The organism is Asaia lannensis NBRC 102526 (assembly GCF_024054035.1).
Classification (GTDB): Bacteria; Pseudomonadota; Alphaproteobacteria; order Acetobacterales; family Acetobacteraceae; genus Asaia; species Asaia lannensis.
The window spans coordinates 212,601-225,585 of the sequence record NZ_JAMXQU010000001.1 but is presented as its reverse complement, the minus strand read 5'-3'; the positions used below and the strand labels follow the sequence as shown (position 1 = coordinate 225,585).

The 12,985-nt window shown below is 62.1% G+C and carries 9 protein-coding genes and 1 riboswitch; of the genes, 4 read left to right on the top strand and 5 right to left on the bottom strand.

All coding sequences use genetic code 11. The features are described 5' to 3' along the window. Positions 1 to 8: 8 nt before the first annotated feature. From addA to NF685_RS00960, 5 genes are all read right to left on the bottom strand, one after another. On the bottom strand, positions 9 to 3,560 hold the full coding sequence (gene addA / locus NF685_RS00980; RefSeq protein ID WP_252848230.1) for a double-strand break repair helicase AddA: 3,552 nt from the start codon (positions 3,558 to 3,560) through the stop codon (positions 9 to 11). Continuing rightward, the gene (addB, locus tag NF685_RS00975; protein ID WP_252848229.1) at positions 3,557 to 6,538 is read right to left on the bottom strand and encodes a double-strand break repair protein AddB; all 2,982 of its coding nucleotides are present in this window, start codon (positions 6,536 to 6,538) and stop codon (positions 3,557 to 3,559) included. Before addB ends, addA begins: the two co-directional genes overlap by 4 nt. After that, a complete protein-coding gene (gene tsaE / locus NF685_RS00970) occupies positions 6,535 to 6,969 on the bottom strand; it encodes a tRNA (adenosine(37)-N6)-threonylcarbamoyltransferase complex ATPase subunit type 1 TsaE (protein ID WP_252848228.1) in 435 nt (144 codons plus the stop codon). Before tsaE ends, addB begins: the two co-directional genes overlap by 4 nt. A gap of 74 nt (positions 6,970 to 7,043) precedes the next feature. After that, the gene (locus NF685_RS00965; protein WP_252848227.1) at positions 7,044 to 7,682 is read right to left on the bottom strand and encodes a trimeric intracellular cation channel family protein; all 639 of its coding nucleotides are present in this window, start codon (positions 7,680 to 7,682) and stop codon (positions 7,044 to 7,046) included. Continuing rightward, positions 7,679 to 8,767, bottom strand: coding sequence for a threonine aldolase family protein (locus NF685_RS00960; RefSeq protein ID WP_373317830.1), 1,089 nt, complete (start codon positions 8,765 to 8,767; stop codon positions 7,679 to 7,681). Before NF685_RS00960 ends, NF685_RS00965 begins: the two co-directional genes overlap by 4 nt. Further along, positions 8,763 to 8,874: riboswitch (SAM-I-IV-variant riboswitch) on the bottom strand. Its footprint overlaps the gene before it by 5 nt. Before the next feature lie 174 nt (positions 8,875 to 9,048). Here NF685_RS00960 and NF685_RS00955 point away from each other — a divergent pair. From NF685_RS00955 to NF685_RS00940, 4 genes are all read left to right on the top strand, one after another. Continuing rightward, on the top strand, positions 9,049 to 10,071 hold the full coding sequence (locus NF685_RS00955; protein WP_252848226.1) for an NAD(P)/FAD-dependent oxidoreductase: 1,023 nt from the start codon (positions 9,049 to 9,051) through the stop codon (positions 10,069 to 10,071). A gap of 35 nt (positions 10,072 to 10,106) precedes the next feature. Beyond that, complete coding sequence (gene alr, locus NF685_RS00950) at positions 10,107 to 11,276, top strand: alanine racemase (RefSeq protein WP_252848225.1); 1,170 nt, start codon at positions 10,107 to 10,109, stop codon at positions 11,274 to 11,276. Beyond that, positions 11,273 to 12,532 carry a D-amino acid dehydrogenase gene (locus NF685_RS00945; protein WP_252848224.1) on the top strand — a complete coding sequence of 420 codons (1,260 nt, stop codon included), beginning with the start codon at positions 11,273 to 11,275 and terminating at the stop codon, positions 12,530 to 12,532. Before alr ends, NF685_RS00945 begins: the two co-directional genes overlap by 4 nt. Before the next feature lie 65 nt (positions 12,533 to 12,597). Beyond that, positions 12,598 to 12,879: a hypothetical protein gene (locus NF685_RS00940; protein ID WP_252848223.1), complete on the top strand. Its 282-nt coding sequence runs from the start codon at positions 12,598 to 12,600 to the stop codon at positions 12,877 to 12,879. The last annotated feature ends 106 nt before the right edge of the window (positions 12,880 to 12,985 follow it).

The following is a 12,985-nucleotide window of genomic DNA, read 5'->3' as shown; positions in this document are numbered from 1 at the left end:
CGCCGACCTCAGAGCGTGGAGGGCTCGAACGGAATGAAACTGATTACAGGCCCTTCGGTCCAGACCAGGGCAAGAACGATTTCATGATCGGGATAGAGTTGTGACAGCACCGATCCATAGGCTGTCATCTGACGTCTGTAGGCTGCAGGTACGGTCTGACCCGCACGTGGCGGATGCTGACCGGTCTTGTAATCGCACAGCATGACCTGTCGGTCGGTGATACGCAGGCGGTCGACCTGACCGAGCACGACCTGACCGAATGCAATGCCCGTTACAGGCTGTTCCGACAGACTGCCGGGCTCAAAGAGCGGCAACAGCGCCTCGTGCGTCAGAACGGCAATAACCTGATCGGCCAGTTTCCCCACTTCTTCACGGGAAAGGCCATGAGAAGGGTGAGAAAGCCATGAAAGCGCAAGATCGCGCCATGAGGCTCTTTCACGGTCTGGCAGCCACTGCAGAAGACGATGCACCAGCGTGCCACGATCGATCGCACGCGCCCGTTTGCTGACCTGCCCTGCCGCAAGCACCAGAGGAGAAAGGGCTGGCGGTGTCGCGCCATATCGCGCGTTATCTGGACGGCTTGGGGCAAGAGGACGTGTCAGCGGGTTCTCATGGGGTGCGGCGCTTACCTTCCAGTCCGGTGCGTGACCGAAAATAGCTGGCAGATCGACAGATATGAGCTTTGGCAACGCGTCCGGTTTGCGGGGCGGCTCTGCCGGAACCGCCTCGATGACGCGTACCTCTCCCTCCCAGCTTCCATCGAATGGCGCAGATGTTGCGCCAAGGGCCTCGAAGCCAGCCTGACACAGCGCATACCATGATGTTTCGGCGGGTTTTTTCCTTGGCTCCCAGCCGCATACCACCAGCCAGTCGCTGGCGCGTGTCAGAGCCACATAAAGCAGCCGGTTGCGCTCTGCCTGGGCAGCGGCCTTTTCCTCGGCCTTGAGCCTGTCTCCCAGATCTGAGGGCAACTCCTTGCCGGGCATCCAGACCGGAAGGTCGAGACCGCCCTGACGGGTCCAGAGCAGTTTTTTCTCGCCCTGCACATCGCCTGTCATATCGGGAAGCACCACAAGACGCGCCTGCAATCCCTTGGATCCATGCACGGTCATGATACGCACGGCATCGATCTCTGCCTCGGCCTCGCGCTTGACCGTCAGACTGCTTGACTCCAGCCAGTGCAGAAACCCCTGCATGGAAGGCGCATGAAGCGCCTCGTAGCGCAAAGCGGCAGAAAGCAGATCGTCCAGCGGTTCGGCCGCTTCCGGACCGAGACGGGCCAGCGCACGGGCACGCCCTTCATGGCGGCCCAGGGCATCGGCCAGAATCTGGTAGGGCGTGGCAAAGTCGATACGCGTCTGGAGGGCCGAAAGACGCTCCCACGCACTTTTCCAGTCAGGCCGCTCGCGATGGCGTTCGCGCAGGGTCGTCCAGAGCGGTGTCTCGCCCCGCTCCATGGCCAGATCCATCAGGGAGCCATCGCTCACCCCGCCGAAAGGCGAGGTAAGCACAGAGGCAAGAGTGAGATTGTCCTGAGGCAGAAGCAGCGCATGGCACAGCGCCATCAGATCCTGAACGGCAAGGGAGTCGGTCAGCCCGACACCGACGAGCGTCGCAACCTCGACACCATGCCCCTTCAGCGCCCTTATGAGTGCGCGCAGAAAAGGCGAGCGCCTCGGCACCAGAACCAGCACATCTCCAGCCCGAAGCGGCGCCTGACCGGGCTGGGGCGGTTTGCCGATCTGGTCGGCAATCCATTGTGCCAGATGATCGGCCAGTTTCTGAGGGGCACGGCTCTGCCCCGCATTGCCCGTCGGCGCGGCCCAGGGATCGTCTATGCCATCCTTCTCGTCCTTGGGGACCAGAGGCCATAGCTCCACGCGCCCGCCCTGACCCGGGCGCGCCGAGCGATGAGGCGGCAGAATGTCACGTCCCGGCTCACGCAGACCGTCGGCGGCCAGCGGACTGGAAAACACCGAATCGACCAGATCGAGCACAGGGGCGACAGAGCGGAAAGACACGCCGATTTCCGGCACGCGCCACTCCTGCTCAGCACCCAGAACCATCTCCTGGAATTTTTCGCGTGCGCCGAACAGGCCCTGCGGGTCCGCCCCCTGAAACGCATAGATCGACTGCTTGAAATCACCCACGGCAAACACCGTGCGCGGACGACCTTCCATTTCGCGCGCGCCATCGCCCACGAAGAATTCCTCGATCAGCGCCGTCGCGATCTCCCATTGTGCGGCAGACGTATCCTGCACCTCGTCGAGCAACAGATGATCGAGACCGCCATCGAGCTTGTACAGCACCCAGGATGCCCCCGGATCGCGCAGCAGATCGCGCGTGCTGGCAATCAGGTCGTCGTAATCCACAAGACCGCGCAGTGTCTTGTCCTGTGCGTAGCGTTCAAGCGTGGGCGCAGCGAGCGCGAACAGGGCCAGATTGAGCGCAATCAGGCGTTCGACCGCTATCGCGCGTTCGACCGTCATCAGACGTTCCGCCTCAGCAGTGAACGCCTCCATCAGGTGAGGGCGATCGCGCGCAATGGCAGCCTGAACGAAGGCTTTTGCAGCGCGGGGCGTTCCGGCATTCGTCAGGAAAATCTCACGCCACATCGCGGCGTCGCGCTGAGCGACAGGGCGAGACAACATATCGAGCAGCCTGTGCAGCGTTTTCTGCATGGGTGCCGTGCCGAGTTCGAGGGCCTCCTGCGCACATTGTCTCAGCCTGTCTTCCTGCGGCGAAACCAGACGTGTCGCTTCAAGATCGGCCAGTGTTTCGCTACCGGCGCCGAAAGCCCGTCGATACGCCTGCTCGATGCGCCCCGGATCGACCTGCCAGCGGATAAAGCTTTGACGCAGGCGTGCAGCCCGGCCCTGAAGCGCTCTTATACGATCCAGATAATCTTCCAGCCCCACCTGCCCGGCCAGCAGGGACAGCTTTTCTTCCATTGCGGGATCACGGGCGACGCGTGAGAGGGTCTGTTCGATGGCATTGGCCAAAGCGAGACCCGAATCCGTTTCCTCCATCAGGGTGAAATGCGGATTGATGGCGGCCTCGAGCGGGAAACGTCGCAAAAGCGACTGGCAGAAGGCATGGATCGTCCCGATTTTCATGCCACCCGGCAGATCGAGCACACGTACGAACAAGGCACGCGCAGCCTGACGCGTCTCAGCAGAAACCGGCACGCTCAGTGCATGGAGTTCGCGATCCAGCGCCTCGTCGGACAGGGAGACCCACCGCCCCAGACGCGATTGCAGTCGATTGGCCATTTCGGCGGCCGCGGCACGGGTAAAGGTCAGGCACTGGATACGCGCCGGATCGGATCCCGGCAGAAGGACAGGCGCCCCCGTTTCCGGATCGGGCACCAGCACCGGCGACATCAGACGCAGCAAACGGTCAATGAGCAATTTGGTCTTGCCACTGCCTGCCGAGGCCGAGACGAACACCGATGCCAGAGGATCGGACGCCTGACGCTGGATGTCGTTTGCAGAAGCAATGACCTGCGCGTTCAGAGGCGTTTTTGCACCTCGGGATTTTGTGGGCGCCATGTCGGTCATTCTCCTCCCTCCTCGCGTGCGGCACTCCATTCCGACACACGCGCGAGATGGGCATAATCGCTATAGCGCGGCACGTAATCGGGGTGAGGATGAGAGCGATAGGCCGTGTCGGGATTGTCGAAAGCCTCGACACGACGGCGCAGCCGGTCGAGTGCGCTCTCGACCAGTCCGGCCAGATCGTCCGGTTTGCGGGGAACCGACAGTTCTTCGCCGCGATGGCGATCGCCTGTCAGACGCCAATAGAGCAGCGATGCCGTTTCAGCTTCCGGCAGGCCGGGAAAACCGCCCAGGCGCAACATGGCGGCTTCCAGCACCAGCTGCGAGCTCCAGCCTGCTTCGACATCGGTCACCTTGGGCAGACTGCCTGTCTTGTAATCGATGATGGTCGCCCGACCGTCCTGCCCGATCTCGATACGATCGGCGCGCGCACTGAGACGAAAAGGCGCATAGGGGGGTGTCAGGGTCAGCGTTCCCTTCTGCTCCGTCCTGATCTGGAGCGGCTTTTCACGCCCGGCCTCACGTTCGCATACCCAGTCGGCAATGCGCAGCACGCGCGGTCGCCACCAGGCAGTCAAGGCAGGGCGCAGATCATGCGAATTCAGGGAGTCGAGCAAGGCCTTGTGCAGGGCCCTCCCCCCTTTCTGGCCATCGGCCAGCCACCGGTCGATTCCCTCATGCACCACCACACCGATATCCGACCGGTCGGCGGCTTCTTCCAGAGCGGGCAGCGCGCGCAGGCCCAGAACATGACGCGCATAAATGGCGTAGGGATCGCGCAGCCACAGATCGATCTCGGTAACGGAAAGACGCCTCGGCCTGCGTGAAACGGGCGGCCGCGGCTCGGGTGGGGGCACCGGGCGGGCGGGTCCTTGTGGCTGGTCCATACGCGCCTGCCAGAACAAGGCAGGATGAATAGGCAGTTTCTGCCCACGCCCCTCAAGAAGCGCGTCAAGACGCACGAGCCAGCGCGCCGGAACAGCAGGGGCTCCATCGCGGCGGGCGGCACTCGACAGCACGATTTCCTTCCCTGAAAGGAACGCTGTGGTGAAATCATGCGCTGCCGTGCCGATGAGCCGCTCAGGAGAAGGCAGACCAGCACGTGTGCGCATGGGGCGGCTCAGCCAGGGGCCCGGATCGGTCGCAGGCGGCCATATGCCCTCATTCAGGCCCCCAAGTACGACCAGATCGGCAAATTGCAGACGGGCTTCGAGCACACCGAGAATGGAAACGCGCGGATGCAGGGCCTCGCCATCGCGCCCCTGCAATACGCGCTGGCCGAACACCATCTGTCCCGCCATGGAAGCCAGAAGAAAAGCTGGCATGCCCGCCAGTGTCTGAGGGGGAAGCACAGCGCCATGGGTCATCAGGCTGGCAATATGACGTGACAGCGCATGTCCTTCAGCCCCGAGCCAGAGACGTTCCTCACCGGGCTGATCCACCGTGGTCGCCAGTGCTTCTGCGGCACGCACCAGAAGAGCGAGAAGCTCTGGCAGGGGCAGAGCCCCGCAATCGAGCAAAGGCGACACTGCCTCCGACAGACGGTCGAGAAACAGGGAGAGCGGTTCGGCCTGATCGGGACTGTCTGCCGTGTCATTGGCGCTCTGATCCTGCTTTTGCAGAGCCAGACGCAGACCGGCCATGCCGGGCGGCGGTGCAGGACCACGCAGGACCAGACGCTCAAGTCGACGTGCCGTAGCACGACAATTTCCCGGTGTGCTGCCCAGCGCCACCAGAGGATGCTTGAGCAGGGCCAGCAACGCCACAGGCGCCAGATCTTCCGAAGCCGCCTCGGCAACGAGACGCAACAATATGGCTGCAGGTGTCAGAGCAAGCGCCTCGCCCGCACTGTCATCGGCAACAATGCCATAGCGCAGCAATTCGGTCGCTACGCGGCGCGCTAGGGCCCTGTCAGGCGTCACGAGTGAGGCCGTTTTGCCGGGTTCCTCCACTGCCGCACGCAGGATCATGGCGATACTTGCGGCCTCCTGCTGCTGGTCTGCAGCATCGACGCGCGTCATGCCCTCCAGAGGCAGGGCCTCACGGCTTTCGCCCCAGGCAGATAATCCTTCCATGGGCCGCATGAACAGACTGGTGAGCGCTGCGCGCGCCTTGAGTGCCTCACGTCGGCTTTCGCTGCTGCCTGGCGGGAGATCGTCCCAGAGTGCCATGGTTTCACGGGAAACAGACAAGTCACTGAGCAGACGACGAAAACCGGATTGCGGATGGCTCTCCGGCAGGGTGCTCCACAATTCTTCGGGAAGATCGAGATCGACGCCAGGCAGAATGACACAGCCCTGAGGCGCATCGAGCACGGCACGCAAAATGGCGCAAACGGCAAACATGCCATCGGTGAAGCCCACGGCCCAGAGTGGCCCCTGAGGCGGGACATCGCGCCAGCGTGCAGCCTGCGCCCTGAGCACCGCGACCTGACGCGCAACAGGGTTCATCACGCCCGTCTCCTGCAACCATTGCGGCCAGGCTTCGGTCACGATGTGCAGGAATTGCAGGGTCTTGTGCCAGTGATCGGCAAAGCGCGGCTCAGCCGCATCGGGCAGGCGCTCGCGCAGATCGACGCCCACACGCTCGGCATCGTCCATCAGTTCGGCAAGAGCCGAAGCCAGCGGCCACGCCTGCTCAAGGGTCAGATCGGCGCTGAACACGCCTTTCGCTTTCAGCACGAGGGCTGCCAGAACGGAAAGGCGACGCAGCTTGTCCACGGCAGGCGGAAAGGAAAATGCCTCGACACCCGAGAGCGCCAGATCGTCCTCGCTCACGTCACCAACCGGGACGATACGCGGCAGAAGAGCTGCCCGGCCGTCGAGACAGCGCAGAAAAGCCTCGGTCAGATTACGCGCAGCGCGTCGGCTCGGCACGAGAATCAGCGCGTTTTCCGCCCCCTGATGAGCCGGACCCGCAAGCCAGCGTCGGGCCACGTCATCGAGAAACGAACGGTCGGGCGGGATCGTGGCGAGCGTCACAGCCGGTCGCTCCAGCCTTCCAGTATGACCCGCCTGCCTTCTTCTCCCTCACCCGGCATGAGGGTGAGATGCAGGGCATGGCGCGGCAGCTCGTCCCCGGCTCGCTCTGGCCACTCGACCAGCATGATGCCTTCCTGCACCTCATCCCAGCCCAGCTCGAACAGGGCATCGGGTCCATCCAGACGCCACAGATCGAAATGCGCTACCGTCGCCTTGGGAAGGTCGTAGATCTGCACCAGCGAAAAAGTAGGGCTCGGCACCTCCAGCGAAGGATCTCCCGCCAGCGCCCGCAGGAATGCCCGGGCAAACACGCTCTTGCCCATTCCCATCTCGCCATGCAGCGCAATCACATCGCCCGCACCGGACAACGCTGCCAGCCGGGCAGCAAGAGCTTCAGTAGCGGGCTGGTCGGGAAGGTCGAGTTCGGTCATGCGCTCAATCTAGTGACGCACCCGTCCGATGGGTAGTGGAAAGCACCGGGAAGACCGCGCGGGAGTGCCCTGTCCTATCGCTTGTAGGCGGGCAGATCGATCTTGCGCACAATCGCATAGCCACGCAGGGCAAAGCCCAGTGTCACAGCCACGGCGCCAGCGAGAACCGGTGTTACCCCGATACCGTTCAGCCCGACATACAGCCCGGCGGACAGGGCAGCGGCGGTGACATAAAGCTCGGGGCGGATCACGATCGAGGGCAGATCGGCCAGAACGTCCCGTATGATACCGCCCATACAGGCTGTCACCACGCCCATGACGGCGGCAGGAAGCCATGGAATGCCGTAGGCGGTGGCCTTCGCTGCGCCATAAACCGCGTAGGATGCCAGACCCAGCCCGTCGAACCAGTCGATGGCGCCTTCAGGCCAGCAGCGATGCGGTGTGAACCACACGAGCAGGGCAATGCCCAGACAGACAGCAAGCGGGGCTGTAGCGTGCATCCAGAAAACCGGTGCGCCGATAAGCAGATCGCGCAATGTGCCGCCTCCGACACCGGTCATGGCGGCAAAAAAGGCAAAAGTCACAAGGTTCTGACGCGCTCTGGCCGCTACGAGCGCACCGGATATGGCAAAAACTGCCGTACCCGCCATGTCGAGATCGGAGAGAGTCGAAGCCGAAAGCGCATGGATGGAAGAAAGTGTCGCAGGACTCACGCTGCCAGCGCCTCGATATCATCGGCCAGCTGCGTCACGCGTGCAGGATCGGCATCCCAGGCGAACATGAAACGCGCGCCACCACCGATGAACGTGTAAAAGCGCCATCCCTTCGTCCTCAGCCCCTCAAGGACACTCTCGGGTGCCTTGAGAAACACTGCATTGGCCTGAGCGGGAAACATGAGCGACAATCCGGGCAGTGCCTCGATACGTGCGGCCAGGGTCCGGGCGCAGCGATTGCCATGCGCGCCGTTGCGCAGCCAGGCTCCGCTTTCAAGCAGGCCGATCCAGGGGGCGGAAATAAAGCGCATTTTCGAAGCCAGCTGACCGGCCTGCTTGCAGCGATAGTCGAATCCTTCCGCAAGGGCAGAGTCGAAAAACAGTATGGCCTCGCCTACGCCCATACCGTTCTTGGTTCCGCCGAAACACAATACATCGACACCGGCCTGCCATGTCATTTCGGCGGGCGTGCAGCCCAGCGTGGCGCAGGCATTGGCAAAACGTGCGCCATCCATATGCAGGCGCAGCCCGAGCTCACGACACGTGGCTGAAATGGCGCGTATCTCGTCCAGTGAATAGACTTCTCCCGTTTCGGTCGGCTGGGTGATCGTGACGACCTTGGGCTTGGGGTAATGGATATCGCTGCGGCAGGTCGCGAGCGCACGGATATCCTCAGGGAAGAGCTTTGCGTGATCGGTGCGCGCGACCAGCAGCTTGGACCCGTTGGAGAAGAACTCCGGCGCGCCGCATTCATCGGTTTCGACATGCGCGAAAGACGAACAGATCACGCTGTTATAGGACTGACAGAGCGAAGCGAGCGCGAGCGAATTGGCCGCCGTACCGTTGAAGGCAAAAAAAACCTCGCAGCGCGTTTCGAACAGGGTACGGAAACTGTCTGCCGCGCGGCTGGTCCACTCATCTTCGCCATAGGCAGGGACCGAGCCCGTATTGGCCTGATGCATGATGTCCCACACTTCGGGACAGATACCGGCATAATTGTCACTGGCAAATTGCTGGGCCACGGGCGTTGGGTCCTTGATCGCTGCGGAGTTCTCTAAAAGCTCCGGACAAGGCAGGCGTGGCATGTCCCGAGATTGCCGGAGCGGCCACATCTCTCCGGCTGCCCGGAGATACCACCTTGCCCGGGAGCAGGTTGGCGCCGGTACGACCGTACCGGCTCTTGATGCTGGTCACCCTCGTATCAAAGCCGCAGGAACGGTGCAATGCGCTTGTGCGCAGGAGCAGAGCCTGCATCCAGAGCGCGCGCCGGACGTGCACCAAGGGAGGGGGTGCATCGATTGACGGAATGTGTTTTCTATCGCCCTCATTGCAAAGCAAGACTGAACAGAAACGGATAGACGCTGACATGGGCCAGACCCCTCTCGACATCGATGTCGCCATTATCGGTGCAGGGCCGACCGCGCTTTTTGCCGCGTTCGAATGCAGCATGCTCAAACTCTCCTGCGTGCTGATCGATGCGCTGAACGAGATTGGTGGCCAATGTGCGGCGCTTTATCCTGAAAAGCCGATCTATGACATTCCGGCGCATCCCTCGATCGAAGGCGGTGCCCTGATTGCGGCTCTCGATGCCCAGATCGCGCCTTTCGATGTGCCGCGCCTTCTGGGCCAGCGCGTGGAGAAACTCTCCGGCCAACGCGGCGCGTTCACGCTGGAAACCGACAAGGGCAATGTCGTTACGGCGCGCGCCGTGATCATCGCCGCAGGCGCAGGGGCTTTCGGGCCGAATCGCCCGCCGCTCGATGGCCTCGATGTGTATGAGGAAAGCGGTGCCGTGCAATATTACGTGCGCAAGCGTGCCGATTTTGCGGGCAAGCGCATCATCGTGGCGGGGGGTGGCGATTCTGCGCTCGACTGGGCGCTTTCCCTTTCCGACATTGCCGACAAGATCTACCTGCTGCACCGTCGCGACCGATTCCGTGGCGCGCCGGAGACTCTTTCCCAGATCGAGGCACGCGTTGCAGAAGGGCGTATCGAGAAAGTGGTGCCCTATCAGCTCCATGCCCTGCAGGGCGAAGGCGGTACGCTTTCTGCGGTGGATGTGATCGACCTCGAAGGCCAGATACGCCGCATCGAAGCCGATACGCTTCTTCCCTTTTACGGTCTGTCGACCGATCTCGGCCCCATCGCCACCTGGAATATCGACACGATCCGCAGCACCGTACCGGTCACGCCTTCAACCATGGAAACAAGCCTTTCAGGGGTGTTCGCCATCGGCGATGTCGCGACCTATCCCGGCAAGCTCAAGCTGATCCTGCAGGGATTCAGCGAGGGCGCCATGGCGGCCCACGCCATTCATCCCATCGTTCACCCCGACCAAGCCCTTCACTTTGAATATTCCACAAGTAAGGGTGTGCCTTCAGGCTCTTGAGCCGAAACGGGGCGCCAGTTTAGTATGATCCCGAAATGATCGAGAGACACGAGACCCTGATGACAGGACAGCCGCCAGAGACAGAAACCGATGCAAGGGAATGTGCTGGCGGCTGGCTGCGTATCGATCTCGATGCGCTCAAACAGAATTACCGCCAGCTGAACACCATGGTCGGCCCCGATGTGGCAGTCGGCGCAGCGGTCAAGGCCGATGCCTATGGGTTGGGCGTCGGGAAGATCGCCCCCGCCCTTTACCGGGCTGGATGCCGGCGCTTCTTTGTGGCCACCGTGCAGGAAGGACTGGAGCTGCGTCCCCTGCTCCCTGACGATGCTGCCATCTGTATCCTCAACGGGCCGACACCGGGCAGCGAGCCCCTGCTGGTGCAGAACCGGCTGACGCCCGTTCTCAACAGTCTCGATCAGATACGTCGGTGGGGCGCGCTCTGCCGCAACAAACAGATACAGCCGTCCTGTCTGCTTCAGCTCGATAGCGGCATGTCGCGTTTTGGCCTGTCAGAGGACGATATCGACACGCTTATCGCCGAAAACTGGCTCGATACGCTCGCGATCAGCCATGTGATGAGCCATCTGGCCTGCGCGGACGATGCGACATCCCCGCGTAACGAAGGCCAGCGGCGACGCTTCGAAACGCTCAGACGCAAACTGCCTGCCCGGCCGGCCAGCCTTGCAGCATCGAGCGGTATTTTTCTGGGTGAGTCGTTCCATCATGATCTGGTGCGCCCGGGCTATGCGCTTTATGGCGGCAACCCGACCCCCGATCGCCCCAACCCGATGCACCCGGTGGTCACCCTGCTGGCCGGTATGGTGCAGGATCGCTGGATCGAGCCTGACGTGGCAGTCGGCTATAGTGCGCGTTTCGTGGCATCCTGTCCGACGCGCATTGCAACCCTTTCCGTCGGCTATGCCGATGGATTTCACAGACGCGGTGGCGGACTCGTCAGCGCGGTATTGCCTGACAGACCCGATATCCTTCTTCCTGTCGTGGGCCGGATATCGATGGACTGTATGGCACTGGATCTGACCGCACTGGGAGACATATCCCTGCCCCCCGGCACCGGTTTCGAGCTGATTGGCCCCCATCGTCCGCTGGACGAGCTGGCCGCGGCACTGGATACGATCGGATATGAGCTGCTGACCGGACTCGGTAAGCGCTTCCATCGTGAATATATCGAGAGTTCACAATGAAGATCATCGTCATGGGCGCCGGTGTCATCGGCGTCACCACTGCCTGGTATCTTGCCGAACAGGGTCATGAGGTCGAGGTGATCGACCGTCAGCCGGGCGTCGGGCTCGAAACCTCCTTTGCCAATGCGGGACAGGTCTCACCGGGCTATTCCACCCCCTGGGCCATGCCGGGTCTGCCGCTCAAGGCTGCCCGCTGGATGTTCGAGAAGCACGCGCCACTGGTTGTGCGCGCTGCTGCCATCAACATGCCGATGCTGCGTTTCATGACGCAGCTTCTGAGCAACTGCACGCATCATGCCTATGACATCAACAAGAGCCGTATGCTGCGTATTGCGGAATACAGCCGCGACTGTCAGGCCGAGCTGCGACGCAGCACCGGCATTACCTATGATGATGCCCAGAAAGGCCTGATCCAGCTTTTCCGCACGGACAAGCAGGTTGAGCATGCGCATGAGGACATGCGCCTGCTTTCTGAAAGCGGCGTGGCTCATGAGCTGCTGGGTACGGAAGAGGTTCTGAAATACGAGCCCGGCCTGTCCGGCGCGCGCCAGATACTCAAGGGCGGTTTGCGCCTGCCGGGCGATGAGACGGGCGATGCCTATCTCTTCACGCAGCGTCTTGCTGCGATGGCGGCGGAAAAGGGCGTAAGCTTTCGTTTCCGCACCGAGATCGAGGCCATCGAGGCTGCAAGCGACGCAATTTACGGCATTCGCACCAGCGCCGGTCGCCTGACGGCCGATGCCTATGTGCTGGCACTCGGCAGCTACTCACCACGCCTGCTCAAGCCGATCGAACTCAATTTACCGGTCTATCCGGTCAAGGGCTACTCGCTCACGGCCCCGATCGTCGATGAGAGCCGCGTACCGACCTCGACCGTCAATGACGAAACCTACAAGGTCGCCATGACGCGGCTGGGCGATCGTATTCGCATCGGCGGCACGGCAGAGCTGACCGGCTGGCGTCTCAAGCTGAGCCAGGATCGTCGCGAAACGCTCGAACTGTCTTTCAACGACATGTTCGGCGGTGCCGATCTGAGCCGCGCCCGCTACTGGACCGGGCTACGCCCCTGCACGCCGGATGGCACACCCGTCATCGGGCCGTCAGGGCGCTACAGCAATCTGTGGCTGAACACGGGCCACGGCACGCTGGGCTGGACCATGGCCTGTGGCTCGGGACGTATTCTGGCCGATCGTATCAGCGGCAAGCGCACGGATATTCCCTCACTCGATCTGTCGCTGGATCGCTATACATCCTGAAGCCGCCCGGTTTTCAGCAGGCATAATCGGGTTCTGCCCGGTTATGCCACGGACCCAGTTTTCGAATGAGGTGTCTGCGCCTGCCACGCCGGCTGAACTGGTTCTCCGGCAGTATTGGCCTGCGCCACATTCACCATGCGGCTCCGGGCATTCCGAATTATCGCCTGGCCGCCTGTCATGAAGCTCATAGCGTTTTTGCAAACGTCAAAACATTTGGGCTGGGTGAAGCACTGAAAGAGCTTTTCAGCCATACGCTCTGGGACGAAACGGAAAGTCGAATGGTCAGTTTCGCAACGGCCAATCGTGCACGGCCACGCAAAGCAGTCATTGTCCCGACGCTGACCTGAGCAACCATTCAGTGATGCACGCTATCTTTGCCTGTCCCTGAGCGCTTTCGGGCAGATCGACCCGAACTCTTCCGGCGCCATGAAACGAAGCGCTCATGACGGAGTG

What these genes read in the sequence shown, in the direction of transcription:
- NF685_RS00940 (WP_252848223.1), top strand. Translation starts at nt 12,598, where the DNA reads ATGAGGTGTCTGCGCCTGCCACGCCGGCTGAACTGGTTCTCCGGCAGT.
- alr (WP_252848225.1), top strand. Translation starts at nt 10,107, where the DNA reads ATGATCGAGAGACACGAGACCCTGATGACAGGACAGCCGCCAGAGACA.
- NF685_RS00960 (WP_373317830.1), bottom strand. Translation starts at nt 8,767, where the DNA reads ATGCCACGCCTGCCTTGTCCGGAGCTTTTAGAGAACTCCGCAGCGATC.
- addA (WP_252848230.1), bottom strand. Translation starts at nt 3,560, where the DNA reads ATGACCGACATGGCGCCCACAAAATCCCGAGGTGCAAAAACGCCTCTG.
- tsaE (WP_252848228.1), bottom strand. Translation starts at nt 6,969, where the DNA reads ATGACCGAACTCGACCTTCCCGACCAGCCCGCTACTGAAGCTCTTGCT.
- NF685_RS00945 (WP_252848224.1), top strand. Translation starts at nt 11,273, where the DNA reads ATGAAGATCATCGTCATGGGCGCCGGTGTCATCGGCGTCACCACTGCC.
- NF685_RS00955 (WP_252848226.1), top strand. Translation starts at nt 9,049, where the DNA reads ATGGGCCAGACCCCTCTCGACATCGATGTCGCCATTATCGGTGCAGGG.